This is a genomic window from Weizmannia sp. WK01 (assembly GCF_025905465.1).
Lineage (GTDB): Bacteria > Bacillota > Bacilli > Bacillales > Bacillaceae_C > Weizmannia > Weizmannia faecalis.
This window is the reverse complement of record NZ_CP109616.1, coordinates 2,475,300-2,499,802: the sequence shown is the minus strand read 5'-3', so window position 1 is coordinate 2,499,802 and position 24,503 is coordinate 2,475,300. Positions and strand designations below refer to the sequence as shown.

At 48.9% G+C, this 24,503-nt stretch carries 24 protein-coding genes and 1 riboswitch; of the genes, 12 read left to right on the top strand and 12 right to left on the bottom strand.

The window, feature by feature from the left end; genetic code table 11:
- Positions 1–27: 27 nt before the first annotated feature.
- Positions 28–1,482, top strand: coding sequence for an o-succinylbenzoate--CoA ligase (locus OF158_RS11950; protein WP_035183989.1), 1,455 nt, complete (start codon positions 28–30; stop codon positions 1,480–1,482).
- Positions 1,479–2,582 carry an o-succinylbenzoate synthase gene (menC, locus tag OF158_RS11945; protein WP_035183985.1) on the top strand — a complete coding sequence of 368 codons (1,104 nt, stop codon included), beginning with the start codon at positions 1,479–1,481 and terminating at the stop codon, positions 2,580–2,582. The genes OF158_RS11950 and menC overlap by 4 nt, the downstream gene beginning before the upstream one ends.
- Positions 2,583–2,910: 328 nt before the next feature.
- Here menC and OF158_RS11940 read toward each other — a convergent pair whose 3' ends face one another.
- From OF158_RS11940 to yidD, 4 genes are all read right to left on the bottom strand, one after another.
- Complete coding sequence (locus OF158_RS11940; protein WP_014097641.1) at positions 2,911–3,069, bottom strand: DUF1540 domain-containing protein; 159 nt, start codon at positions 3,067–3,069, stop codon at positions 2,911–2,913.
- 61 nt (positions 3,070–3,130) lie between these two features.
- Positions 3,131–4,021 carry a metal ABC transporter solute-binding protein, Zn/Mn family gene (locus tag OF158_RS11935; RefSeq protein WP_035183982.1) on the bottom strand — a complete coding sequence of 297 codons (891 nt, stop codon included), beginning with the start codon at positions 4,019–4,021 and terminating at the stop codon, positions 3,131–3,133.
- A gap of 119 nt (positions 4,022–4,140) precedes the next feature.
- Positions 4,141–4,260 (bottom strand): DUF4021 domain-containing protein, encoded by a 120-nt coding sequence (locus OF158_RS11930; protein WP_014097643.1) that lies wholly within the window; start codon positions 4,258–4,260, stop codon positions 4,141–4,143.
- A gap of 100 nt (positions 4,261–4,360) precedes the next feature.
- Positions 4,361–4,597: a membrane protein insertion efficiency factor YidD gene (yidD, locus tag OF158_RS11925; protein ID WP_013860032.1), complete on the bottom strand. Its 237-nt coding sequence runs from the start codon at positions 4,595–4,597 to the stop codon at positions 4,361–4,363.
- A 116-nt stretch (positions 4,598–4,713) separates the two neighbouring features.
- Between yidD and OF158_RS11920 the strand changes: the two genes are divergently transcribed.
- Positions 4,714–5,163, top strand: a complete 450-nt coding sequence (locus OF158_RS11920) for a Dps family protein (protein ID WP_014097644.1) — start codon at positions 4,714–4,716, stop codon at positions 5,161–5,163.
- Positions 5,164–5,235: 72 nt separating this feature from the next.
- On the opposite strand, the gene OF158_RS11915 is transcribed toward OF158_RS11920, so the two are convergent.
- A complete protein-coding gene (locus OF158_RS11915; protein WP_013860030.1) occupies positions 5,236–5,484 on the bottom strand; it encodes a DUF6154 family protein in 249 nt (82 codons plus the stop codon).
- Positions 5,485–5,652: 168 nt separating this feature from the next.
- Here OF158_RS11915 and ytkD point away from each other — a divergent pair, with 168 nt between their 5' ends.
- A complete protein-coding gene (ytkD, locus tag OF158_RS11910) occupies positions 5,653–6,114 on the top strand; it encodes an RNA deprotection pyrophosphohydrolase (protein ID WP_017551857.1) in 462 nt (153 codons plus the stop codon).
- A 585-nt stretch (positions 6,115–6,699) separates the two neighbouring features.
- Here the strand turns inward: ytkD and OF158_RS11905 are convergent.
- From OF158_RS11905 to gntK, 4 genes are all read right to left on the bottom strand, one after another.
- A complete protein-coding gene (locus tag OF158_RS11905) occupies positions 6,700–7,506 on the bottom strand; it encodes an ABC transporter permease (RefSeq protein WP_017551856.1) in 807 nt (268 codons plus the stop codon).
- Entirely contained in the window at positions 7,493–8,263 is a 771-nt protein-coding gene (locus OF158_RS11900) for an ABC transporter ATP-binding protein (protein WP_014097647.1), read from the bottom strand. Before OF158_RS11900 ends, OF158_RS11905 begins: the two co-directional genes overlap by 14 nt.
- Positions 8,264–8,302: 39 nt before the next feature.
- Positions 8,303–9,310, bottom strand: a complete 1,008-nt coding sequence (locus tag OF158_RS11895) for an ABC transporter substrate-binding protein (protein WP_035183976.1) — start codon at positions 9,308–9,310, stop codon at positions 8,303–8,305.
- A 770-nt stretch (positions 9,311–10,080) separates the two neighbouring features.
- Positions 10,081–11,616: a gluconokinase gene (gene gntK / locus OF158_RS11890; protein ID WP_035183973.1), complete on the bottom strand. Its 1,536-nt coding sequence runs from the start codon at positions 11,614–11,616 to the stop codon at positions 10,081–10,083.
- 215 nt (positions 11,617–11,831) lie between these two features.
- Between gntK and OF158_RS11885 the strand changes: the two genes are divergently transcribed.
- From OF158_RS11885 to OF158_RS11875, 3 genes are all read left to right on the top strand, one after another.
- A complete protein-coding gene (locus OF158_RS11885) occupies positions 11,832–12,374 on the top strand; it encodes a flavodoxin family protein (protein WP_035183970.1) in 543 nt (180 codons plus the stop codon).
- A 15-nt stretch (positions 12,375–12,389) separates the two neighbouring features.
- A complete protein-coding gene (locus OF158_RS11880; RefSeq protein WP_225620990.1) occupies positions 12,390–13,433 on the top strand; it encodes a DUF2584 family protein in 1,044 nt (347 codons plus the stop codon).
- 480 nt (positions 13,434–13,913) lie between these two features.
- On the top strand, positions 13,914–14,303 hold the full coding sequence (locus tag OF158_RS11875; RefSeq protein ID WP_014097652.1) for an NUDIX hydrolase: 390 nt from the start codon (positions 13,914–13,916) through the stop codon (positions 14,301–14,303).
- A 150-nt stretch (positions 14,304–14,453) separates the two neighbouring features.
- On the opposite strand, the gene pckA is transcribed toward OF158_RS11875, so the two are convergent.
- Complete coding sequence (gene pckA / locus OF158_RS11870) at positions 14,454–16,043, bottom strand: phosphoenolpyruvate carboxykinase (ATP) (protein WP_017550244.1); 1,590 nt, start codon at positions 16,041–16,043, stop codon at positions 14,454–14,456.
- A 170-nt stretch (positions 16,044–16,213) separates the two neighbouring features.
- Positions 16,214–16,362, top strand: a riboswitch (SAM riboswitch).
- A gap of 145 nt (positions 16,363–16,507) precedes the next feature.
- Here pckA and metK point away from each other — a divergent pair.
- Both metK and asnB read left to right on the top strand, forming a co-directional pair.
- A complete protein-coding gene (gene metK, locus OF158_RS11865; protein WP_014097654.1) occupies positions 16,508–17,719 on the top strand; it encodes a methionine adenosyltransferase in 1,212 nt (403 codons plus the stop codon).
- Positions 17,720–17,949: 230 nt separating this feature from the next.
- Positions 17,950–19,848, top strand: a complete 1,899-nt coding sequence (gene asnB, locus OF158_RS11860) for an asparagine synthase (glutamine-hydrolyzing) (RefSeq protein WP_035183964.1) — start codon at positions 17,950–17,952, stop codon at positions 19,846–19,848.
- Between the two features lie 370 nt (positions 19,849–20,218).
- Here the strand turns inward: asnB and OF158_RS11855 are convergent, their stop codons facing one another.
- Positions 20,219–20,734, bottom strand: a complete 516-nt coding sequence (locus OF158_RS11855) for a gamma carbonic anhydrase (protein WP_014097656.1) — start codon at positions 20,732–20,734, stop codon at positions 20,219–20,221.
- Between the two features lie 158 nt (positions 20,735–20,892).
- Between OF158_RS11855 and OF158_RS11850 the strand changes: the two genes are divergently transcribed.
- The gene (locus tag OF158_RS11850; protein ID WP_035183961.1) at positions 20,893–21,699 is read left to right on the top strand and encodes an alpha/beta hydrolase; all 807 of its coding nucleotides are present in this window, start codon (positions 20,893–20,895) and stop codon (positions 21,697–21,699) included.
- Positions 21,700–21,709: 10 nt separating this feature from the next.
- Positions 21,710–22,804: a tetraprenyl-beta-curcumene synthase family protein gene (locus OF158_RS11845; RefSeq protein ID WP_035183957.1), complete on the top strand. Its 1,095-nt coding sequence runs from the start codon at positions 21,710–21,712 to the stop codon at positions 22,802–22,804.
- A 429-nt stretch (positions 22,805–23,233) separates the two neighbouring features.
- Here OF158_RS11845 and OF158_RS11840 read toward each other — a convergent pair whose 3' ends face one another.
- Positions 23,234–23,806, bottom strand: a complete 573-nt coding sequence (locus OF158_RS11840) for a tRNA 5-(aminomethyl)-2-thiouridylate-methyltransferase MnmM (protein ID WP_014097660.1) — start codon at positions 23,804–23,806, stop codon at positions 23,234–23,236.
- A 374-nt stretch (positions 23,807–24,180) separates the two neighbouring features.
- Between OF158_RS11840 and OF158_RS11835 the strand changes: the two genes are divergently transcribed.
- Positions 24,181–24,456 (top strand): YtzC family protein, encoded by a 276-nt coding sequence (locus OF158_RS11835; protein ID WP_014097661.1) that lies wholly within the window; start codon positions 24,181–24,183, stop codon positions 24,454–24,456.
- Positions 24,457–24,503 lie beyond the last annotated feature (47 nt).

The window sequence follows — 24,503 nt, the reverse complement described above, 5'->3', positions numbered from 1 at the left end:
CAAAATAGATTTTTATCAGGTGATGTTATGCTACCCAATTTTTTAAAACAGCGTGCGTATTTAACGCCGAACCGGATTGCGCTCATCAGTCAAGGTACAAGCCTGACGTTTGCCGGGCTGTACGAAAAGGCGAAAGAAACGGCGCGGAAGCTGTCCAGCTGCGGCTTGCAGGCGGAAGATACGGCAGCGGTCCTTTTAAACAGCCGCGCGGAAACGGTGATCATTCTCCATGCGCTGCAGCAGCTCCGTGTCCGCACCCTTTTTCTTAACCACCGTTTAACGCCGGCGGAAATGCAGTACCAGCTCACCGACAGCGGGGCGAAATGGCTGATTACGGAAAAATCGTTCCGGGAAAAAGCAGAAGTGTTAAACGAAACAGCAACAGTGATCCAAAGCGAAGCGCTTGACGATTTGCCGGCTGCAGGATACGAAGAACGTGCGGAGTTTGCATTCGAGGATGTCTGCTCGATCATGTACACATCCGGCACAACCGGCAAACCAAAAGGCGTCCTGCAAACATACGGCAACCACTGGTGGAGCGCCGCCGGTTCTGCACTCAATCTCGGCGTGCGGGAGGACGATACGTGGCTGTGCGCAGTGCCGCTTTTTCATATCAGCGGTTTTTCGATCCTGATGCGCTCTGTTTTTTATGGTATGACGGTTTATTTAATGGAAAAATTCGATGAAAAAGAGACGGCCAAACTGCTGAAGTCCGGCCGCATTACAACGATGTCGGTTGTGACCAACATGCTGCAGCGTTTGCTTCGTGAACTCGGACAAGAGCGCCTTCATCCGAACTTCCGCTGCCTCCTGCTTGGCGGGGGGCCGGCGCCGCGCCCGCTGCTTGAAGCGTGTGCCGAAAAGAATATTCCGGTTTTCCAGTCATACGGCATGACCGAAACGGCTTCACAAACCGTGACACTTGCGCCGGAAGACAGCCTGCGAAAAATCGGGTCAGCGGGGAAACCGTTATTCCCGGCGCAAATCCGGATCGTTTCCGATGGCAAAGTGTGCGGTCCGTTTGAGCACGGAGAAATTGCTGTAAAAGGGCCGAACGTGACAATCGGTTATCTGAACCGCCCGGATGCAAACCAGAAAAGTTTCCGGGACGGCTGGTTTTTCACCGGCGATATCGGTTATCTGGATGATGAAGGCTTTTTATACGTACTGGACCGGCGCTCCGATCTGATCATCTCCGGCGGCGAAAATATTTATCCCGCTGAAATTGAAGAGGTGCTCCTTGCCCATCCGGATATTCTTGAAGCCGGGGTTATCGGCGTGGAGGATGAGAAATGGGGCCAGGTGCCGGCTGCGTTTATTGTCACAAAAAGGGCAGTCCAGGAAAGGGAGCTGCAGGCTTTTTGCGAAACGCGGCTCGCAAAATTTAAAATCCCGAAAAAAGTGTATGCCGTTCCCGCGCTGCCGCGGAATGCATCGAATAAGTTGGTGCGCAGGAAACTGCTGGAGCTGCTGCCGTCATGATCGGGATTGAAAAAGTAACGCTTTCTGTGATCAAAATGCCGCTTAAGTCTCCATTTGAAAATGCGCTCGAAAAAGTAACGGAGCGGGAAGCGATCCTGCTTGAGGTGACAGACAATGACGGGGTGACCGGTTTCGGGGAAGCTGTTGCATTTTCAACCCCCTGGTATACAGAAGAGACGGTGCAGACATGCTTTCACATGCTGAAAGATGTACTCGTCCCGCTTCTTCGGGAAAAGCCGGTTGCACACCCAAAAGAAGTGAGCGGCCGGTTCCAATCCGTCCGGCGCAATCATATGGCAAAAGCAGCAATCGAAACGGCTATATGGGATTTGTATGCGAAAAAGAAGCAAAAGCCGCTTTGGCAGTTAATCGGGGGTGCGCGGGACCATGTGGATGCCGGCGTTGCGGTCGGCAGCCATGATACAGCGGAAGCGCTCCGGCAAATCGCGGCATTTGTTGATGAAGGCTATAAAAGGGTGAAAGTCAAAATCAAGCCCGGCCATGATGAAGCGTTTATCCGCGAAATCCGGCATGCATTTCCTGATCTCGCACTAATGGCAGATGCGAACTCCGCTTACACGCTGGCGGATGCGCCGCGTTTGAAAAGGCTCGACCGGTACGGGCTCCTGATGATTGAGCAGCCACTTGCCGCCGATGATATTGTGGAGCACGCGGCCTTGCAAAAGCAGCTGGAGACGCCGGTTTGTCTGGATGAAAGCATCGTAACGTACCATGATGCGGAAAGCGCGCTCCGGCTCGGCAGCTTCCGGGTGCTCAATATTAAAATCGGGCGGGTCGGCGGGCTTTATCCGGCGATCCGGCTGCATGACCTTTGTGCATCCCGCGGCATTCCGGTCTGGTGCGGCGGCATGATTGAATTTGGCGTATCGCGCGCCTTTAACCTCGCACTCGCCTCTTTGCCGGGCTTTACGATTCCGGGCGATATTTCTTCATCCAGCCGGTTCTGGGAAAAAGATATTATTGAGCCGGAAATCACGGTGGAAAACGGACAAATCCGCCTGCCGGACAGACCGGGAACCGGGTTTGAGATCGACCGCGCCTATGTGGAAAAAATCCGGACATATACCGAAACGATATGAAAAAACTGCCGCACAAGACGGCAGTTTTTTCATGAAAACATCGAATCAAATGTCTTATAAGTGAAATCCCGCTCGAGTTTCGATTTTACATATGAAATCGATCTTCACGCCGGGACAAACGATGTTTTTTGTGAAATCACGCTTGATTTTTTCATAAAACATGGATTTTAGTTTTCACACCTGGACAATCGATGTTTTTTCGTGAAAACATCGATTCAAACGTCACTTGAGTTTCGATTTCACAAATGAAATTAGCCCACACGGCTGACGCTCGAGGCTTTTTTTCATTCAAATGTTTTATAAATGGAATGACCCTTCACGCCAATTTTCATGAAAACATCGATTCAAACGTTTTACAATCGGTTTCCCGCTGGTTTTCAGCCTGGGTTCCTGTATGGCTCACGATGTAAATTTCTTCGGCAGAACAAAGATTGCCTTCCTCCCAGAACACACAGTTCCTGACTTCGCATAACACATCTTTTGCCATCCGGACACCCTCCCTTAAAACATGTCGTACGTTTCTAGTTTTTGCAGCGTGCGGCAAACCATTACTGTAAAGCTTTTTCCAATGCTTTTAAATTGTCGTCCATCAAAGTAAAGTAATCTTTATGCGCTTTGATTTCTGCGTTCGTTCGGACGCCGAGATGGTGGATGTAAACCGCTTTTGTATTCGTTTCCTGTTGAACCACTTCCGCAATTTTGGAAGGCACATTTTTTTCAAATACGATGTAGGAAATATGGTCTTGTTTTACTTTCTGGATGATGTTTTCCAGCTGTTTTTGTGACGGTTCATCCGAAGTGGAGAGCCCGGCAATCGGAATTTGTTTGATGCCATATCGTTTTACCCAGTAGCCGTATGCCGCATGGGAAACGACAAGTTCTTTGTTGTCTGACTTTTCAACTGCCTGTTTGTATGCCGCATTGACCCGGTCCAGTTTCTTTGCCAGCTGGTCATAATTTTTCTTGAAATACGTTTTTTGCTTCGGCATTTTTTTCGAAAGTTGTGTTGTAATCATGCCGGCCATTTGCTTGACGTAAATTGGGTCGAGCCAGACATGCGGATCGGCCTTCGCACTTGTTTTATCCGGAACAGGAAGCCGGTCCCCGAGCGCCATCATTTTCACATTTTGGCCTTCAAGCACTTGTTTTGCCTTGTTCGCAAAACCTTCAAGCCCGAGCCCGATGTAAAAGAAAAAGTCGGAATCGGCGAGCTTCAGGATATCTTTCTGTGACGGTTCGTATGTATGTTCATCCGTGCCTGGCGGATAAATCGTTTTAACCGACACATACTTCCCGCCGATTTGCTGTGTAACGTATTCCAGTGGATAGACGGTGGTATAGACCGAAATTTTATGATCCTGCTTGCTTTCCTGTTTGTTTGCACATGCCGTAACAAATAGCATGGTAAAAGCGAGCAGTACGGGAAAAAGTTTTTTCAAAGCGGACGATTCCTTTCTTTTTTAATTCGTAATGATTACGATTTACTCACAAAAAATATATTACTAAACTCCGCTTCATATGGCAAGAAAAATTTTTAAGGGACAGCAAATGCTGCCCCTTAATCTTTTTTGTCTTCTTCTTCGGTTTCAAGCATACCGTAATCGCCGTTTATGGCCTGTTCGTCGGGATCAGCGCCGAAATCGCCGCTCTTTTTTTGCTGCTCTTTTTTCTCTTCCATAAAAAACACCTCCACCTGTAGCGTTTTCCGGAAATGGGAAACGTATACGGGGGAGGGGTTGTTTTTTCACCGGTACGGCGGAAAAGAAACCGAATGGTGTTCAATGTTTTTTCACCGGCCACTGGTCCGGAACGGGGTCATACCCGCCGGCGTGGAATGGGTGGCATTTTAAAATTCTTCTGATTGCCAGGTAGCCGCCGCGAAGTGCGCCGAACCGTTTTACCGCTTCAAGCCCGTAATTCGAGCAGGTCGGCTGAAACCGGCAGCTTGGCGGGAACAGTGGGGAAATCGCAAGTTGATAAAAACGGATCAATTTAATAAAAATGAACTTCAGCATCGATCTGCCCCTTTCTTCGTTTATTTTAGCATGTTTTCAAAAAAGATGTGCAACATATGATTGGGTGTTTGAAGGCCCGGGAAAAGGGTACAAACAAAGCAGGAGGTTGATGAAACATGGCAGAAAACGAACAATTGATGGAAATCTTAAATAAGCAGGTTGCCAACTGGACAGTGCTTTATACAAAATTGCACAACTACCATTGGTATGTGAAGGGACCGAATTTTTTAAGCCTTCACGCCAAATTTGAGGAATTGTACAATCTTGCAAATGACTATCTCGATGAACTGGCTGAACGTCTTCTCGCTTTAAACGGCAATCCGGTAGCGACATTGAAAGGAAGCCTTGAATTGTCATCGGTACAGGAAGCAAGCGGCAATGAGAGCACGGAGGAAATGGTACAGGGGACTGCCAATGACTTTGCGATGATCGCGAAAGAATTGGAGGAAGCGATCGGGCTTGCCAACAGGATTGGCGATGACGCAACCGCCGACATGTTTATCAACATCCAGGAAACGCTCGATAAAAACATTTGGATGCTGAACGCCTTTCTTGGAAGACGGTAACGCAAAAGTGGGAGGTCAAATGGAGCCGGCCCCCGCTATAAAGGCTGTCCCGCCAAAGCGGAACAGCCTTTATTACTGCAAATATTTTGTTGTCGGGTAAGCATCAAAGCCTGCGTAATCGGAAAATTTATCTTTCAGTGTCTCCAGTATGTATAATCCGATAAAATGTTCCAGTTCGGCCGTGCTCATTTCGCGCACAATCCCAAGCAGGTCTTTCCGGTTGTAATTTTCGACGACCGCTGCAGAAATGGCGTCCAAATCTTCTTCATCCCCCGTCAGCCGGTCCCGGTACAGCTCAAACAATTCATCGACTAGCCTCATGCCGTCTCCTCCTTTATTCATTTCTTATTCACTATCCGCAATGGGGCCCTTTTAAACATTTTATGATTATTTTCACGCGATGTACCTCGAAAAATGCAACGGGTTTCAAGAAAAATTTCGCCAATTTTTGCACCCGGTTGCCGTATAATGAAGAACAGGAGGGATTTGATGTATCGGTTTACAGATTTGAACGGCAATCCAGTTACATTTATTTTTGAAAAAAATGCTTTTCCTATAGAGCCGCAGCATGTGCTTGTGCTCGCCCGGTACCGTGGAAACTGGCTTTTGACAAGGCATCCGAAGCGGGGGCTCGAATTTCCGGGCGGAAAAAGGGAAGCGGGCGAGACGGTCCGAGAAGCGGCTGAACGCGAGCTGTATGAAGAAACGGGCGGCATTCCGGAAAACCTTCAATATATCGGGGAATACTGCGTCGATGATCAGGTGCGCGGGCCGTTTGTGAAGGCGGTTTTTTACGCGGACATCGGCCGGCTTGAAACCAAACACGACTATTTGGAAACGGATGGACCTGTGCTTGTGGAAGGCGATCTTGTTGAAAAATTGCAGTCCTCGTCATTCAGTTTTCTCATGAAAGACGGGGTTGTCGAAACAGCGCTCAGACACGTCGAATAATAAGAAAAAGCAGCAGGAAGTTTCTCGGGTTAAACGGAAATCTCGCAAACGTTAAGATTTCGGGGTGATTGGGGCCTTTTTTAACATAGCGTGAATCTCGGTGAAGGTATCCGTATCTTCACATAAGGCGCGTCTATGTTAAGGAAGCGTGAAAAAAAGAAGATGTTCCTTAACATAGGGCACGTTTATGTTAAGGAAGCGTGAAAAAAAGAAGATGTTCCTTCACATAGGGCGCGTCTATGTTAAGGAAGCGAGCAAAAAAGACATTGTTTTTTTACATAGGGCGTGTCTACGTTAAGGAAGCGTGAAAAAAAGAAAATGTTTCTTAACATAGGATGCGTCTACGTTAAGGAAGCGTGAAAAAAAGAAGATGTTCCTTAACATAGAGCACGTCTACATTAAGGAAGCATGGAAAAAAGAAGGCGTATCTTAACATAGGGTGCGTCTACGTTAAGGAAGCAAACAAAAAAGAAGGAGTTCCTTAACATAGAGCGCGTCTACATTAAGATACGTCGGCAAAAACGGCCGCTTCCTTCATATAGAGCGCGTCTACGCTAAGATGCTATACCAGAACAGCTTACCGGCCTATCTGTCTTTTACCAGCTTTTTCTCCAGCCACCCGACAAGCTGGTACATAATGGTTGCCACAATGGCAATCAGGATCATCGAAAGCATGACGAGCGTAAAATTAAACACCTGGAAACCATAGATGATCATGTAGCCGAGCCCTTTTGAAGATACGAGATACTCGCCGACAATGACTCCAACCCATGCAAGCCCGACATTGACTTTCAACGTGGAAATGATCACAGGAATCGATGCCGGAAAAATGGCTTCCCGGAACACTTGCAAGCGGGAGGCGCCGAACGAGTGCAGCACTTTCGTGTAATTTGGGTCGACATCCCGGAACGCCGTATAAATCACAATCGTCGTCACAATGACGGAAATAATGACACCCATGGCAACAATAGAAGAAAATCCCGGGCCCATGCTGACAATTAAAATCGGCCCGAGCGCTACTTTCGGCATGGCGTTCAGGACGACGAGATACGGGTCAAGAATCTTCGATAAAAACGGCGACCACCAAAGAACGGCGGCAAGTGCCGCGCCGAGCACAGTCCCGAGGATAAAGCCCATGACGGTTTCAAAAACGGTGATTCCCAAATGGACGTAAAGCGAGCCGTCTTCCAACTTTGCCACCAATAACGCCCACACTTTGGATGGGGAGCTGAAAATCAACGGGTCAATCCAATGCAGGCGGCTCGCCACTTCCCATAGGCAGAAAAAGACAATTAAAATGAAAAGCTGGAAAAAGCGAACCCGGCGTTTTTCTTTGCGCATTGCGGCGAGGTAATCTTCATGTCGGAGCGCCGTATTTTCAGCTGTTTTCAAGGGACTCCAGCTCCTTCCATATGTCATTAAAAAGTTCGGAATAAATTTTTTGGCTTCGCGCTTCAAACGGGCGGAGGCGGCGCAGCTCTGTTGGCACGTCAAAAATTTTATAGAGCCTGCCGGGTTTTGATGCCAACAGCAGGATCCGGTCGCTCATCGCAATCGCTTCGCCGATATCGTGCGTGACAAGCACCGCTGTTTTATGGAATTGCTTCAGTGTGTCAAATACCAGGTCCTCCAGTTTTAACTTCGTCTGAAAATCAAGGGCGGAAAACGGTTCATCCAGCAGCAGGATTTTCGGATCGACCGCGAGCGTCCGCACAAGTGCCGCCCGCTGCCGCATTCCTCCCGAAAGTTGGCGCGGGTATTGCTTTTCGGTGCCGGCAAGGCCAATCGTTTGTAAAAGCCCGAGAGCATGTTTTCTTGACTCCGGATTCAGCCGTTTTTCCAATTTCAGCCCGATCATGATGTTTTCTTCAATTGTTTTCCACGGAAACAAATAGTCCTGCTGCAGCATATAGCCGATGGAAGATTGCCGGGAACCTGGTAATTTGCCGTCAATCTGCACAATCCCCGCAGTCGGTTGCAGAAGCCCTGCAAGAATCGAAAGCAGCGTTGTTTTTCCGCAGCCGCTCGGGCCCAAAAGCGAGACAAACTCGCCTTCTTCCATTTGAAACGAAATGTTTTCAAGCGCCTTTGTGGCCTGTTTTGCCGTAAAATAGGTGTGATTGACGTTTTGTACGGTCAAAAAATGCATTTGTGCTGCCCGCCTGAAGAGGGGCGCACCCCCTTTCCGTTATTTTGCCTTTTTCACAATCGATGCGTTGACGAGTTTGTCGTACGGCACAGTATGGTCGAGTTCTCCGGCTTCTTTCATGATGTCCTGGATCGTGTTCCAGCCGCTTTTGGTTAAAATCATATCGCTACTGAACGAGCCCTGGCTGCGGTACCGTTCAATGGAGGAGGCGAGCATATCAGTTTTCGTGTCTTTAAAATAAGGCTGAACCGTTTTTGCGACCGTTTCCGCATCGGTTTCTTGCACCCATTTTCCGGCCTTTAGCAGGGCGCGGACAAATTTCACCGCTGTTTTTTCATGCTCTTTCAAATAGCTTTGTTTTGCCATGAAGGTCGTGTACGGCACTTCGCCGGACTCTTTGCCGAAAGAAGCCACAATATAACCCTTTCCTTCTTTTTCCATTGTGGATGCGGTCGGTTCAAACAGCTGGACAAAATCCTCCGTTCCGGATGCATAAGCATTAGCGACATTGGCAAAATCGATGTTTTGGATCAGCTTCGTGTCTTTGTGCGGGTCAATACCGTGCTTTTTCAGGACAAACTCGCCGACCATTTGCGGCATTCCGCCTTTCCTTTGGCCGAGAAAAGTGGTGCCTTTCAGCATATCCCACGAAAAATGGTCGATTTTTTTGCGCGAGACGAGAAATGTTCCGTCTGTCGCCGTCAGCTGTGCGAAATTGATAACCGGGTCTGCCGCTTTTTGTTTGTATACATAGATGGACGTTTCCGATCCAACGAGCGCAATATCGGTTCCCCCTGAAAGCAGGGCAGTCATCGTTTTATCCCCGCCCCATGTGGTGGTCAGCTTAATATCAAGCCCTTCCTCTTTGAAATATCCTTTTTCAAGCGCGACATAAAGCGGAGTGTAAAAGACGGAGCGTGTCACTTCGGCAACCCGTACTTTCTGCAATGCTTTTTTCTTTGAACCGATACTGCCGCACGCGCTTAAACTGAATGCAAGCAATGCGGCAAGCAGAAGCGTGCATCCGGATTTGAGCCACTTTTTCATCATGCAACCTCCTCATTGGGCTTTTTTACAGCCTATGCCGCGGGCGCTGATTGTGTGAACGCCTAATCAATTAAAAATTTATTTTGCCGGGTTAGGGGAAGAGAAGAGAGCTTATGATAAAAACGATGACAGTACTGGAGACCAGCCGGATGCCGGGGCATAGAGGGCGTCTAGGTTAAGAAAGCGAGGAAAATTGACGTCCTTTCTTCACATAGAGTGTATCTACGTTAAGGAAGCGTGGAAAAACGAGGCGCTTCCTTCACATAGAGAGCGTCTACGTTAAGGAAGCACGGAAAAACGAAGGCCTTTCTTCACATAGAGAGCTTCTACGTTAAGGAAGAAAGCAAAAACGAGTCTCTTTCTTCACATAGAGAGCGTCTACGTTAAGAAAGTGCGTAAAATTGACGGCCTTCCTTCACATAGGGCGCGTTTCAGGTGCAAGCTTTTCCCTGCATTTTTTATAAATGCCAAAGCTGTCAGCATTCTTGCTAAATCTAGGAATTTTGCTTATTCAGCAATCCCTATTTGCAACCCAGGTCCTTCGCAAATTTTAAAGCGGAATGGTTGTCTTCCATACATTCCCGCACTGTGTCTTTCTAAAGGCAAAGCGGACGAACTGTTTTTGCGAAAACACCACCATTTGCGAATTGGATCTCGCAAAGTGGGCGGCCTAGTTTTACAAAAAACGCCGCCATTTGCAGAATGAACAAAAGCAAATGGCGGCCCTATCAAATCCATGCGTGTCTGTTGTTTTCACCATTACGCGTGCGTTATTTTACCCATTTTCGCTGAAAAGCGGAAATGTTGGTGTATTCCCCTTCAAGCAGGCGGGAGATCCGGATATAAATCGGAAGGATCTCTTCGTATACCGCAGTGTTTTCCGGAATCGGGCGATGGGTGTGTGTGGCGCCGATCCAGTCGGAGACAACCGAGAAGTCATCTATTTCGTCGAGCGCGTACATGCCGAGGACGATCGCCCCGAGGCAGGAGCTTTCAAAACTTTCCGGCACGACGACTTCCTGGTTGAAAATATCAGCGAGCATTTGCCGCCACAAATCGGAGCGGGCAAAGCCACCGGTCGCCTGGATTTTTTTCGGGATGCCGATCATTTCCTGAAGCGCCAGCATGACCGTATAGAGATTATAAATTACGCCTTCCAGCACGGCGCGGACCATATGCTCGCGTTTATGGTGCAGGCCAAGGCCGAAAAACGAGCCCCTTGCATCCGCGTTCCAAATCGGCGCGCGCTCGCCGGCCAGGTACGGATGAAAGATGAGTCCGTCCGATCCCGGGGCAACACGGGCGGCAATTTTCGTCAGCACTTCATACGGATCAATGCCGAGCCGTTTTGCCGTCTCGACTTCGGCTGCGGCCAGTTCATCGCGCACCCACCGGAACGTCATGCCGCCGTTATTGACCGGCCCGCCGACGACCCAGTGGTTTTCCGTTAATGCATAGCAGAAAATCCTTCCCTTTGGATCGGTCACAGGTTTGTCGGTAACGGTCCGGATCGCGCCGCTTGTCCCGATCGTGATCGCGACAACACCGGGGTCGATTGCATTCACACCGAGATTTGAAAGCACCCCGTCACTTGCGCCGACAACAAACGGCGTGTCTTGCGGAATGCCAGTTTCGACCGCATATTCCGGCGCAAGCCCGGTGAGGGAAAAGGTCGTCGGCACAGGTTTTGACAGCTCGTCCGCTGTAATGCCGGCCACATGCAGTGCCTCTTTGTCCCAGTCCAGGTCGTGAAGGTTAAAAAGGCCGGTCGCAGAGGCAAGCGAATAATCGATGACATACTGCCCGAAAAGGTGGTAAAAAATATACTCTTTAATGCCGATAAACTTGAACGTTTTTTTGAACAGCTCCGGTTCCTCGTGGCGGAGCCATGTGATTTTGGAAAGGGGGGACATCGGATGGATAGGGGTGCCGGTCCGCCTGTAAATGTCTTGGCCGTGCCATTCATTCTTTATCTTTTCAGCCCATTTTCTAGCGCGCGCGTCCGCCCAAGTAATGCAGTTGGTTAGCGGTTTTCCGTCTTTGTCCACTGCAATCAAGCTGTGCATCGCGGAACTGAACGAAACAAGTTTTATTTCGGAAGGATCGATGTCGCTTTTTACGATCGCTGTTTTCATCGAGTCAATGACAGCACGGAAAATTTCATCCGGATTTTGCTCGGCGACCTGAGGGGATGGGCTGTAAAGCGGATAGCCTGCATGGTGCATGCTGATGACTTTCCCTTTTTCGCCGAATAAAACAGATTTTGTTGTTGTTGTACCGATATCTACGCCTAAATAATAGGTCATTGAAAGTCAATCTCCTTTATGAACCTGTTGCTTCAAAATGGTTTACAGTTCAGCGTTTTTTTAATTTTTTCCAATACCTTTATTTTAACTGAAACTGGACGATTTTTAAAAGTTTTTTGGAAAACCGCTGGAATCCGAATTGCTTGACAGACGAAGGCTGCGGCCGACATACTAACATAGAAAGTAAAAGTAAATGGATAAAAGAGGGTACAGCCATGACGATTGCAGTGATTTACGGAAGTTCGCGCCCGCGCGGCAATACAGAGATGCTGACAGAGCGGGCAGTGGAAGGCATGCATGTGGAGCGCTTCTATTTGAAAGATGCGCATATTCTTCCAATTGAAGACAAACGCCATACGGATTCAGGGTTTTCAAAAGTGGAGGATGATTATAGCATTCTCATCCAGCATATTTTCATGTGCGATACGATTATCTTTGCAACGCCGATTTACTGGTACGGGATGTCGGGGCTGATGAAAACCTTCATCGATCGCTGGTCGCAAACATTGCGGGATCCGCAGTTTCCGGATTTTAAAAAAAGAATGGCGGAGAAAAAAATTTATGTGATTGCAGTCGGCGGGGATATGCCACGTGTCAAAGGGCTGCCGCTGATCCAGCAGTTTGCGTATATTTTTGACTTTTTAGGCATGCGTTTTGACGGTTACATTCTTGGAGAGGGCAATAAACCCGGCGATATTGTACAAGATAAAGAGGCAATCTTTGCAGCGGATCAATTAAACGAAACACTGAAAAGGTGATGCAATTTGAAGATCGTGATCGAAAAGCAGCTTTTTCCGTCCCCAAATCCGCGTGTGCGCATGTATCTTGTGACATACTGGTCGGACGGCTTGAAAGTGAAAGGGTTGCTGGCAGAGCCGGATGACGGGCGCGTTTATGACGGGTTTTTATATTTACGCGGCGGCATCAAAAGCGTCGGGATGGTGCGGCCGGCGCGGATCGGCGAGTTTTCGTCGGAAGGGTTTATCGTTTTCGCGCCTTTTTACCGCGGCAACTGGGGCGGGGAAGGCGATGAAGACTTTGGCGGAGACGATATGCATGATGCGTATTTTGGTTTTGACGTATTGATGGAGAATGAGCGGGTGAGCGGGCGTGTCCACGTTTTCGGATTTTCCCGCGGCGGCATCATGGCACTCGGCACCGCGGAAGCACGGCCGGCCGCGTCTATTGTCACATGGGGCGGCGTTTCGGATGTTGCGCTCTGTTATGCGGAACGGGTCGATTTAAGAAAAATGATGAAGCGCGTGATCGGGGGCACGCCGGAAAAATATCCGGAACGGTACCGGGTGCGGACGCCACTGTATAAGCTCGGGCAAATTGGTTGCCCCGTTCTCGTTATCCACGGGGAGAAGGATCAAAATGTGTCCGTGGAACACGCCATTCGTCTCGAACACGGTCTCAAACAGCTTGGAAAATCGGTTGAAACATGGTATTTCCCGGAACTTGGCCACCATTTCCCGCCGCCTGTAAACCGGCGGGTTGTCCATGCTGCCAGCGTTTGGATGAAAAGGCATTCCGCACATGATACAATAGAAGCAACGACGGAGGTGAGCCGAATGGGAATGCCGATGGAACTCGATACGATGCTCGTGACGAACGGAAAAGAAGAGCGTATTGAGCAAAACCTCTTTTTGCTAAAACAACCGGGATACTGCGTGTATCCGCTTGATACGCCGGTTGAAATCCGGAAAAAGAAGGAACACGGGCCGAGCGGAAGCGCTGTCATCCGCAAACTGGAATGGGAAAACAATACAACGATCGTTCACTATGAATTGGTTTCTTTGAACACGCCGAATTAAACAGGCGCCGCACCATGGTCCGCGGCGCCTGTTTAGTTTATCAGGACGGGCGGAAGGGAATTTTACAAGTGTAATGCCTGGCTGGTCTTGCGGAGAACGCCGGAATTCGGCCAAAGGGCAATGCCTTGTGAATGGTGAACCAGCTTGCGGGTAGCGCGGAGAAAGAACGGATCCGGCGGGAGTGGTGCCGGAGTATTGGTGAATGGAACTGCTAAAATTTTTCAACTGGGCCTAGACCGGTGTGGACAGGAATATTGGCGAACGCAACACGTCTTGCAAGTGTGCCGCCAGCCTGGTTCTTCGGGATGAAATGGGCAGGATTGAAAATACTAATCGGAAGAGAGGCCGGCTTCTAAAACTGGAAAAGAGAACTGGTCGCAGCGATTTAAAAAGGCTGGCAGCTACTCCCGCCAGAATCGAATACTTGAGGTAAAGGGCCGGCCTTCCGCATTTGCTTGAAAAAGGAGGAGAAGTCCAAAGATGGAAACGGACTACAAAAAAGCTTGCGGCGCATATGCCGTCATTTTTGATGCGAAAAAAGAAAAAGTCGGGGTGGTGCCATCGGGCAGCGGCTACAGGCTGCCGGGTGGGGAAATCAGCCGCGGGGAGTCTGAACTTGCCTGCCTGATGCGGACAGTCGGCGCGGAACTTGAAATCGCGGGCTTTTTAGGCAAAGCGGCACAGGAAACGGGCGCGCGGTCCATGGATGAAGGCCTGTTTTATTTAGGAAAATGGGAACAGCCCCGCAAAGGAAGCCATAACTTGGAATGGCTCAACCTTCACGAGGCTGTGGAAAAAATGGCCGGTGCCCACCATCAATGGGCAGTGCAGGAAGGAATCAGCGCCGTCCAGACAAGCACCTGGTTTTAACTGGGTTTCCGCTTTTGCTTAAATGAGCAGACCCTTGGTACTCGCCGTAACCTTTTGGGTTGCTGCAGCGTTTCCGCTTTTACAGAAATGAGCATACCACAATTTAATTGGAGTCTCATTTTAATTTAAAATGCGGGCTCCCGTTTATGCTTATATAAGCGGGCCGCCGAGTTTTTCAATGTCATCCGGCACCGAAAATTGCCGGAAATTTTCTTTGAACCGGGCTGCAAGTTCGAACGCTTTTTCACGGTAAGCCTGCTTGTCCGTCCATGTATCTGCCGGATAAAGGACGTCATCTGACACCCCTTCAATATGAACCGGGATGTGTAGCCCGAAAATATCATCCTGCCGTGTTTCGGTATCTTTCAGTTTGCCGTTTATCGCAGCCCGGACCATGGCCCGCGTATCGCTTAATTTCATGCGGGAACCGGTTCCGTACGGGCCGCCTGTCCAGCCGGTATTGACAAGAAATACCTGGACGTTGTGCCTGTCAACTTTCTCGCCGAGCATTTCCGCATAAACGGCGGGCTCAAGCGGCAAAAACGGCGCGCCGAAGCAAGTGGAGAACACGGCTTCCGGGCGCGTGACGCCGCGTTCGGTACCGGCCAGTTTAGAAGTGTAACCGCTTAAGAAATGGTACATGGCCTGCTCTTTTGTCAGCCTGCTGATCGGCGGCAGGACACCGGATGCATCGGCCGTCAGGAATATAATGGTTGACGGATGGCCGGCCATGCCGGAGCGGGCAATATTGCCGATGTTTTCAATCGGGTAAGCAGCCCTTGTATTTTCCGTCAGTGCATTGTTGTCATATTGCGGTTTGCGGGACACCGGATCTACGACCACATTTTCAAGTACGGTCCCAAAACGGATCGCCTGGTAAATTTGTGGTTCTTTTTCTTCCGTAAGCCCGATGCACTTTGCATAGCATCCGCCTTCAATATTGAAGACACCGCTGTCGGACCAGCCGTGCTCATCGTCCCCTATAAGTGCGCGCTCCGGATCGGCGGAAAGCGTCGTTTTCCCGGTCCCGGACAAGCCGAAAAACAGGGCCGTATCGCCGTTTTTCCCAGTATTGGCGGAGCAGTGCATGGGAAGGATGCCTTTTTGCGGCAGCAAGTAATTCATGATGGAAAAAATGCTTTTTTTCATTTCGCCTGCATATTCCGTCCCGCCGATCAAAATTATCCGGCGTTCAAGTGAAATCATGATGAACGCTTCGGAATGCGTGCCGTCAAGCGCCGGGTCTGCCTTAAACAGCGGCGCGGAAAGAATCGTAAATTGCGCATCGTGTTGATAGAGCTCCTCCGCATCCGGCCGGATAAACAATTGATGCGCGAATAAATTATGCCAGGCGAACTCATTCACGGTCTGGATCGGAAGGCGGCTTTTTGGATCGGCACCCGCAAAACCTTTAAACACAAAAATTTCGTCTTTCCCTTTTAAATGCCGGACCATTTTTTCATAAAGCCTGTTGAACACGCCGGGAGAAACCGGCTGGTTGATTTTGCCCCAGTCGACACGGTCTTTTGATTCGGAGTCGACGACAATAAATTTATCTTTCGGTGACCTTCCTGTATATTTTCCTGTTGCAGCAGAAATGGCCCCTTCCGTTGTCAGTACAGCTTCTTTCCGTTCGATAATTTTTTCCATTAATTGTGGCACGGAAAGCTGCATGCGTACGTTTTCCCCCGACAACAAAAACTTTAAATCGTCAGAAGCGCCAATCAGATCCATTTTCATAAACCGCCCCTTTGAATAACTTATTTCACTTTAAACGATATCAGTATAACATATTCATCCGTTTATTACATACTTTTTTCCGGGAAAAATGCAGAGGACAAAGGGGAGAAGGGCGAAAAAATCATTGACAGCGCCTGCTAAATTGCGTATGATTTTACTTTGAACGGATACTCTTATCCCGAGCTGGTGGAGGGACGGGCCCGATGAAACCCAGCAACCCGCCTCTGGAACAGGCAATGCGCTCGCAACGCAGCTGCCGCTTGACTTCCAGGCAAAGGTGCTAACCTGCAGCAAGGAATGTTTCCTTGAACGATAAGAGTGAAAGGCGCGATTGATTGAAGTCAAAACCTTTCCACTCATGATGAATGGGGAAGGTTTTTATTTTTGGCTTTGTACATGAAATGAATCGAGTTTAGGGTATGAGTACCGTTTCCAATATGTAACCATATAAGGAGGAAAAGCGGATGTTAAAAGGACGGCATTTGTTCACATCGGAATCGGTGACGGAAGGCCATCCGGACAAAATTTGCGACCAGATTTCCGATGCCATTTTGGATGCCATTTTAGAAAAAGACCCGAATGCCCGCGTTGCCTGTGAAACTTCCGTCACGACAGGGCTTGTGCTCGTCACGGGGGAAATTTCCACCAATACATATGTGGATATTCCGAAAGTGGTGCGCAAGACCATTAAAGAGATCGGCTATACGCGCGCGAAATACGGGTTTGATGCGGAAACATGCGCTGTGCTGACATCGATTGACGAACAGTCCGAAGATATTGCGCGCGGCGTTAACCAGGCTTTGGAAGCCCGCGAAGGCGGGATGAGCGACGAAGAGATTGAGGCAATCGGAGCCGGCGACCAGGGCCTGATGTTCGGGTTTGCCTGCAATGAGACAGAAGAGCTGATGCCGCTTCCCATTTCGCTTGCCCACAAGCTTGCCCGCCGTCTTGCTGAACTCCGCAAACAAGAAGTGATCCCGTATTTGCGCCCGGATGCGAAGACACAGGTGACAGTTGAATATGACGAGAACAACCAGCCTGCCCGCATTGATACGATTGTCATTTCAACGCAGCATGATCCTGACACAAGCGCCGGACAAATCCAGGAAGATATGAAAAAATACGTCATTGAACCGGTTGTGCCGGCACACTTGCTCGATGCGGATACAAAGTATTTGATTAATCCGACCGGCCGCTTTGTTATCGGCGGCCCTCAAGGGGATGCGGGGCTGACCGGCCGCAAAATCATTGTCGACACGTACGGCGGCTATGCACGTCACGGCGGCGGCGCATTTTCCGGGAAAGACCCGACGAAAGTGGACCGTTCCGCTGCTTATGCCGCCCGCTATGTTGCGAAAAATATTGTTGCGGCAGGCCTTGCGGAAAAATGCGAGGTACAGCTTGCGTATGCGATCGGGGTGGCGAAGCCCGTTTCTATTTCCATCGATACGTTTGGGACCGGAAAAGTGCCGGAAAAAGTGCTGATCGAGGCGGTCGAAGCTCATTTTGACCTGCGCCCGGCCGGCATTATCAAAATGCTCGACTTGCGCCGTCCGATTTACAGGCAGATCGCTGCGTACGGGCATTTCGGCCGCGATGATTTGGATGTGCCTTGGGAAAAAACGGACAAAGCCGGGGCGTTGAACGAATTCGCCCGCAATCATATCGGAAAATAATAGGAAAAAGAGCGCGCCTGGTATACAGGCCGCTCTTTTTCATAAAACGGCGGGAATAAGGAATCCTGTTTGCCTCATTTTTAACAAAAACCCTGCAAACTGGCGGAAAACATGCTAAACTATATTACATGTGCAGAATTTGGCCGTCAAATTTTGGCGGAAATACATTTGTTTTTTAAAGAAATAAATTTACAATAGAGTATATCGAAATGAAGTAGGTGACTTTTTACATGTGCGGATTTATTGGCTGCGTCCATGACCATCCCGTTACATTATCAGACGAAGACAGGCAACAGTTTAAACAGATGAATCATATGATTGAGCACCGCGGCCCGGATGATGAAGGCTTTTATGAAGACGAGCATATCCAGTTCGGTTTCAGGCGCCTGAGCATTATCGATATCGAGGCGGGGCACCAGCCTTTAACATACGAAAACGAACGGTACTGGATTATTTTTAATGGCGAAATTTATAACTATGTGGAATTGCGTGAAGAACTGCTAAAAGAAGGGATGACATTCGAAACGAATTCGGATACGGAAGTCATTCTTGCCATGTACAGCCGTTACGGCGAAAAAGCGATCGGACGTCTGCGCGGGATGTTCGGGTTTGCGATCTGGGATAAGCAGGAACAAACGCTGTGCGGCGCGCGTGACCCGTTCGGCATTAAACCGTTCTTCTATTATGAAGACGGCGATAAAATGTATTTCGGTTCTGAAAAGAAAAGCATTTTGCTTGCCATGGAAAAACCAGAACTGAATTATGATGCTGTCCAATATTATTTAACCTACCAATTTGTGCCCGAACCTTTCACCATGACAAAAGACATCCGGAAACTTGAACCGGGCCATTATTTTGTGAAAAAAATTGGCAAACCGATGGAAATCAAACGATATTGGAAAGCATCCTTCCACCCGGTTCATAAAAGCGAGGACGAATTTATTCAAGAAGTGCGTGACGTAATGATTGATTCGGTGAAAGTCCATATGCGCAGCGATGTACCGGTTGGCGCATTCCTGTCGGGTGGGATCGATTCCTCGATTACGGCATCGATTGCAAAACAGTTCCATCCGGGCATTAAAACATTCTCCGTCGGCTTCGAACGCGACGGCTACAGTGAAATTGATGTGGCCAAAGAAACGGCGGAAAAACTCGGGGTTGAAAATATCAGCTATGTGATCACGCCGGAAGAATACATGAAAGAACTGCCAAAAATCATTTGGCATATGGACGATCCACTCGCAGATCCTGCTTGTGTGCCCCTTTATTTTGTGGCGCGTGAAGCAAGAAAGTATGTGACCGTTGTTCTGTCTGGCGAAGGCGCGGATGAATTGTTCGGCGGCTATAATATTTACCGTGAACCGCAGTCGCTTGAAGTTTTTGAAAAAATTCCGGCTGCCGGAAAATCTATTTTGAAAGCTTTGGCGAAAGTGTTGCCGGAAGGGGTAAAAGGAAAAAGCTTTATCGAACGCGGCGTCACACCGATGGAAGACCGTTATATTGGCAATGCGAAAATGTACACCGAAGAAGAAAAACGCGACTTGCTGTTGACTTATAACAACAGCCTTGACTACCGTGACATCACAAAGCCGCTGTACAATGAAACAAAAGGCTATGATCCGGTTAACCGGATGCAATATATCGATATCCATACGTGGATGCGCGGCGATATTTTGCTGAAGGCGGACCGGATGACGATGGCCCATTCACTTGAACTGCGTGTGCCGTTTTTGGATAAAGAAGTGTTCCGGGTCGCTTCGCAAATTCCGGCGAGCTTAAAAACGTCTCATAACACAACGAAGTATGTTTTGCGCAAAGCGGCAGAAGGCATTGTGCCGGAACATGTGCTGAATCGGAAAAAACTCGGGTTCCCGGTCCCGATCCGCCACTGGCTGAAAGATGAAATGCATGATTGGGCGGCAGAGATCATCAAAACGAGCCCGACCGATGACATCATCAACAAACAATATGTACTGAAGCTCTTGGAAGACCATTGTGCAGGCAAGCTCGATTACAGCCGGAAAATCTGGACCGTGCTCATTTTCATGCTCTGGCATGCCGTGTATATGGAAGACAAGTACGATTTCCAAAAAGGAGCACAAGGGGGGCTTGCCGGCGCTTCGCTGTAATCTCCAAAAAATCGATTCACAATCGGGAAAATAACCGGGTAAAGTTGTCCGCAAAATGAGCGGACAGGAGGTTTTTCCGTCTTCAAAAGGGGATGGAATTGTGAAATGGTCCGGTGTTCGTTCAGCGTTTCACAGTAAGAAAGCTGGGACAAAAAAGGGGGGTCTGGCCCCGCTTCCGTGTAATCGGAAACGGGGGCAGGCCCCTTTATCGTATAACGCTTTTTTCGTATATGCCTGGTAAGCTTTGCATTTATCCCGGTTCGCAGCATGGCTTTTTTTGTTCATTTTTTCGCTTGTTTGCGGCTTAAAACAGTGCGGCTGCCGATGCTTTTAAAGAAGGCGTTATTTTTGTCCCCGCCGGTAACCTTTGTCAGCGCCCGACGGAATTTTTATAGTACTGTGCTTTTTCGGCATATTCGCGGACGATGCGGCGCATGTCCTGGATATCTTTTTCGGTAAGTTCACGGATCACTTTTGCCGGGCGGCCGAACGCAAGCGTATGCGGAGGAATCTTTTTCCCGGGCGTTACAAGGCTGCCGGCGCCAATAAAAGCGCCTTCCCCGATTTCGGCGCCGTCAAGAATAATTGAACCCATGCCGATCAAAGCTTTTGTCCGAACATGGCAGCTATGTAAAATTACCTGGTGGCCGACCGTCACTTCATCTTCCAGTATGAGCGGTGTTTGCGGGCTTTCGTGCAGGACGCAGTTATCCTGGACATTTACCTTTTGTCCGATTTTTACCGGTGCGACATCGCCGCGGATAACGGTTCCAAACCAGATGCCGGATTCATCGCCGATTTCAACGTCCCCCGTAACGGTCACATTGTCAGCAATATAAGCAGTTGGCGCAATCAAAGGGGTTTTTCCATTGTAAGCATAAATCATATTCATACCCTCCTGTTTTGATCTTTTCTTTTATCTTAAAGAATTGGGAACAAATTGTGAATAAATCGGGTTAAAAATGGCATATGTTTTTCAGAACAGAAGGATTATGGGTAAAATAAAAGCAGGATGGTTTCGCAGGTTTTGAAGGAGGCAGGAACATGTGGAAATGGGAAGCAGATGAAAACCCAAAAGCAGTCATCGTCATGGTCCATGGCGCGATGGAGCATCACCGCCGCTACAGCTGGCTGATTGAGATGTGGAGATCAAGCGGCTATCATGTCGTGATGGGCGATCTTCCCGGTCATGGGATGACATCAAGAGCAAAAAGGGGGCATATTGATTCCTTTGATGAATATACAACAGAGATAAAAGAGTGGGTGACGGCAGCCTATCAGTTCGACCTCCCGATTTTTCTCCTCGGTCACAGCATGGGCGGGCTGGCGGTCATCCGGCTGCTTGAGCAGGAACATCTGAAAATCGCGGGGGTTATTCTTTCCTCGCCGTGCCTTGGGCTTGTCCAGTATCCTTCAAAGCTGCTCGGCCTGCTTTCAATCGGGTTAAACCGGATTGCCCCGGGCCTCCGCTTTAACAGCCCGCTGACCGTGCAAATGGCAACGCGGAATAAGGATATTCAAATGCAGGCGGTCAACGATTCATTGATGCTGACAAAAGTATCTGTCCGCTGGTACCGTGAGCTGCTCGCAGCGATGCGGCAGGCACAGATGGATACCGTACGGCTGCCGGACGTCCCGTTTCTTGTCATGCAGGCCGGGAATGACAAAATTGTGGACAAGGGGGCTGTCGTAAATTGGTTTAACCAAACTTCCGTGTCCGAAAAATTATACAAAGAATGGCCGAAATGCTACCATGAAATTTTCAATGAACCGGAAAGGGAAGATGTTTTCCTTTATGCGAAAAATTTTGTGGAAAACCGGCTCCGCACGTTAGGCTATATATTAGAATGAGGTGACGCTTGTGACAATTCCATCCTATCCGATCTCATTAATGGCGCAAGTTTACCGCCGGGTGATGCCGGCTGTCCACCGTGAACTCCATTACTGGCGGGAAATGGCACGCCGGATTCCCAATGATGAATTAAAGACACAGGCGCTCGCCAGCATTCAGCATAAAACGTTTCACTGCGAAGGCGGATCGATCCTCGGCCTTTTGGCAATGGAAGAGCGGACAGCGGCTTTTCGGTTTATTGTCGCTTACCAGACGATCAGCGACTATCTTGATAATCTATGCGACCGCAGCACGTCGCTTGACCCGGTTGATTTCCGAGCACTGCACGAGTCCATGTCCGATGCGCTTACGGTCGGCGCACCGTTGAAAAATTATTACCGTTACCGACTGGACCAGGATGACGGCGGTTATTTGCATGAACTCGTGCGGACATGCCAGGTTGTGTTGAGCCGCATCCCCCAATATAAAGCCATTCAACCTTATTTGCTGGAACTTTGCCGTTATTATTCGGATCTGCAAGTACATAAACATGTGCGCGTAGAGGAACGGGTGCCGCGGCTAAAGGAATGGTTTTTGCGCTATAAGGCGGATTTTCCAGATATGGAATGGTATGAGTTTTCCGCCTGTTCCGGCTCGACCCTCGGGATTTTCTGCCTTGTTTCCTACGCGCTCCGGGACGATTTCCGCCCTGAATATGCGAAAATCATCCGTGACGGGTATTTTCCTTATATTCAGGGGTTGCATATTCTGCTGGATTATTTTATCGACCAGGACGAAGACAAAAAAGGTGGGGACTTGAATTTTTGTTTTTATTACCCGAGCGAAGAAGAATTGTTTAAACGGCTGAAGCATTTCTTGCAGGAGGCGGATAAACATACGGCCCGACTCCCAAATGAAAAATTTCATAAACTGATTAACCGGGGGCTTTTGGCTGTTTATTTGTCAGACGAAAAGGTGAGAAAGCAGCGGAGCGTTCAGAAATTGTCGCGGAAAATGATCAAATTTGCCGGCTCGATCAGTTTATTCTTTTATTTTAACGGAAAAATGTACCGCGCCATCAAAAACATGATCCCGGCCAGCCTGGCAAAAACAATAGTAAAATGAGCCGGCTGGTGGCAACGGGAAAGGGCAGATTTTATCGGCCCCTTTGTTACCGTTTTTCGAAAAGGCGAATGGCTGTCTGGTGGAGGAAACCGGAGCCCATACGCCTTTTTCCCTCCGGCTTTTTTTCATCATTCAGGAGCCGGCCGTGTTCATATGCGATTGAAAAAGGCGGCCGTTCATAGTCGGAAGATGCGTTACCCTTTTTCAATGGCAATGAGAAAAGGCGTGCTTTTCGTACCCGGTCCTTTTGTTATCGCTTTTTGAATGGCATGAAAAAAGGCGTGCTTTGCATAATCCAGAATCCGGTCAGATTCATATGCGATTGAAAAAGGCAGCTGTTCGTAGCCGCCCCTATGTTATCGCTTTTGGGAATGACATGAAAAAGCCAGGTTCCCGTTATGTTTTGAATCGGAACCAATCGATCCTTCGTTATCGTTTTTCAATAGCAATAAGAAAAGGCGGATGGTTTGCCTGGTTAAGAAATTCATACCGGAGCACATGCGCCTTTTTCTGGTCGAGCTGTTTTACATAATCTAGGAGCCGGTCACGTTCATATGCGCCGCCTTCATGCCCGTGGTAAACCACCACTGCGATGATCCCGCCAGTTTCAAGCATGGAAAAAATCTGCTCGAGTGCGGCAATGGTTGACTCCGGCCGGGTAATGACCGTTTTGTCGCTGTCCGGCAAATAGCCCAAATTGAAAACCGCTCCGCTGATCTTGCCATGCAGCGCTGCCGGGATGCATTCGCTGGCATGTTCATGGCCGGTGCAGAAAAGTTCGGCGCGCGTAACGAGGCCTTCTTTCTCCAGGCGTTCCTTTGTCCGCCTCACCGCTTCCGGCTGGATATCAAAAGCAAACACTTTTCCACCTTCTCCAACCCGTTTGGCGAGAAATACAGTATCATGCCCGTTCCCGGCTGTTGCGTCAATGGCAAAACCGCCGCTCTTTACAGCTTTTTCTAAAAGTAAATGAGCAAATGAGAGAACAGGAAGCATATTCATCTTTGCAGCATCTCCATTTATTGATTGGTCTACAGGTGAAAGTTGAACGCCTGTTTTTTTACTGTGAAAAGGCAAATGTGCCCCATGTAAATCATATTTTTCAGCGCTTTCCATTCGAATACCGGAATGGACACGGCAAAATCGTTCTTATTCTTCAGACATACAGGCTCGCGCCCCAAAATGGTAAAAAACCGTCTTTATGCAGCGCACTCCTTTTGCATTTTACCATGAACGGGTGCGGGTGCAAAGGCGGCTCGGATTCTAAATCGAGCTGTCGGGAAGAAACTCCCAATGCGCTGGGGAAACATTTTTTCTGCACGGGGCATTATACAAATGAAGCCTGCACGCTTCAAAGCATAAAGGGGGGAATCGTGATGGCCACACGGGAAGCAGTCGAAAATTGTATCAACCGTTGCGAGCAAGCCGTTCAATCGGCGCGTGAGCAATTTGCGGAAGGCAACCGCCAGGAAAACTACGGCTATTATGATTTTTCGGAACCGTTAACAGAGCTGGAAGAAGCCTATAATGAACTTTGCAAATTGGCGATCAGTGCCAACTCCCAGCAGCGTGAGCGCCTCCACCGTATGCGCCTTGTGATTCAGCAGCTGCAAAACGAGATGATTTTACAGGAACATGAACCGACCATGTGATAAAACCGTAAGCCGGAAAAAACGAAGCTTGCTGGGGCAAAATGGGT

What these genes read in the sequence shown, in the direction of transcription:
- OF158_RS11950 (WP_035183989.1), top strand. Translation starts at nt 28, where the DNA reads ATGCTACCCAATTTTTTAAAACAGCGTGCGTATTTAACGCCGAACCGG.
- menC (WP_035183985.1), top strand. Translation starts at nt 1,479, where the DNA reads ATGATCGGGATTGAAAAAGTAACGCTTTCTGTGATCAAAATGCCGCTT.
- OF158_RS11940 (WP_014097641.1), bottom strand. Translation starts at nt 3,069, where the DNA reads ATGGCAAAAGATGTGTTATGCGAAGTCAGGAACTGTGTGTTCTGGGAG.
- OF158_RS11930 (WP_014097643.1), bottom strand. Translation starts at nt 4,260, where the DNA reads ATGGAAGAGAAAAAAGAGCAGCAAAAAAAGAGCGGCGATTTCGGCGCT.
- yidD (WP_013860032.1), bottom strand. Translation starts at nt 4,597, where the DNA reads ATGCTGAAGTTCATTTTTATTAAATTGATCCGTTTTTATCAACTTGCG.
- OF158_RS11920 (WP_014097644.1), top strand. Translation starts at nt 4,714, where the DNA reads ATGGCAGAAAACGAACAATTGATGGAAATCTTAAATAAGCAGGTTGCC.
- OF158_RS11915 (WP_013860030.1), bottom strand. Translation starts at nt 5,484, where the DNA reads ATGAGGCTAGTCGATGAATTGTTTGAGCTGTACCGGGACCGGCTGACG.
- ytkD (WP_017551857.1), top strand. Translation starts at nt 5,653, where the DNA reads ATGTATCGGTTTACAGATTTGAACGGCAATCCAGTTACATTTATTTTT.
- OF158_RS11900 (WP_014097647.1), bottom strand. Translation starts at nt 8,263, where the DNA reads ATGCATTTTTTGACCGTACAAAACGTCAATCACACCTATTTTACGGCA.
- OF158_RS11895 (WP_035183976.1), bottom strand. Translation starts at nt 9,310, where the DNA reads ATGAAAAAGTGGCTCAAATCCGGATGCACGCTTCTGCTTGCCGCATTG.
- gntK (WP_035183973.1), bottom strand. Translation starts at nt 11,616, where the DNA reads ATGACCTATTATTTAGGCGTAGATATCGGTACAACAACAACAAAATCT.
- OF158_RS11885 (WP_035183970.1), top strand. Translation starts at nt 11,832, where the DNA reads ATGACGATTGCAGTGATTTACGGAAGTTCGCGCCCGCGCGGCAATACA.
- OF158_RS11875 (WP_014097652.1), top strand. Translation starts at nt 13,914, where the DNA reads ATGGAAACGGACTACAAAAAAGCTTGCGGCGCATATGCCGTCATTTTT.
- pckA (WP_017550244.1), bottom strand. Translation starts at nt 16,043, where the DNA reads ATGAAAATGGATCTGATTGGCGCTTCTGACGATTTAAAGTTTTTGTTG.
- metK (WP_014097654.1), top strand. Translation starts at nt 16,508, where the DNA reads ATGTTAAAAGGACGGCATTTGTTCACATCGGAATCGGTGACGGAAGGC.
- asnB (WP_035183964.1), top strand. Translation starts at nt 17,950, where the DNA reads ATGTGCGGATTTATTGGCTGCGTCCATGACCATCCCGTTACATTATCA.
- OF158_RS11855 (WP_014097656.1), bottom strand. Translation starts at nt 20,734, where the DNA reads ATGATTTATGCTTACAATGGAAAAACCCCTTTGATTGCGCCAACTGCT.
- OF158_RS11850 (WP_035183961.1), top strand. Translation starts at nt 20,893, where the DNA reads ATGTGGAAATGGGAAGCAGATGAAAACCCAAAAGCAGTCATCGTCATG.
- OF158_RS11840 (WP_014097660.1), bottom strand. Translation starts at nt 23,806, where the DNA reads ATGAATATGCTTCCTGTTCTCTCATTTGCTCATTTACTTTTAGAAAAA.
- OF158_RS11835 (WP_014097661.1), top strand. Translation starts at nt 24,181, where the DNA reads ATGGCCACACGGGAAGCAGTCGAAAATTGTATCAACCGTTGCGAGCAA.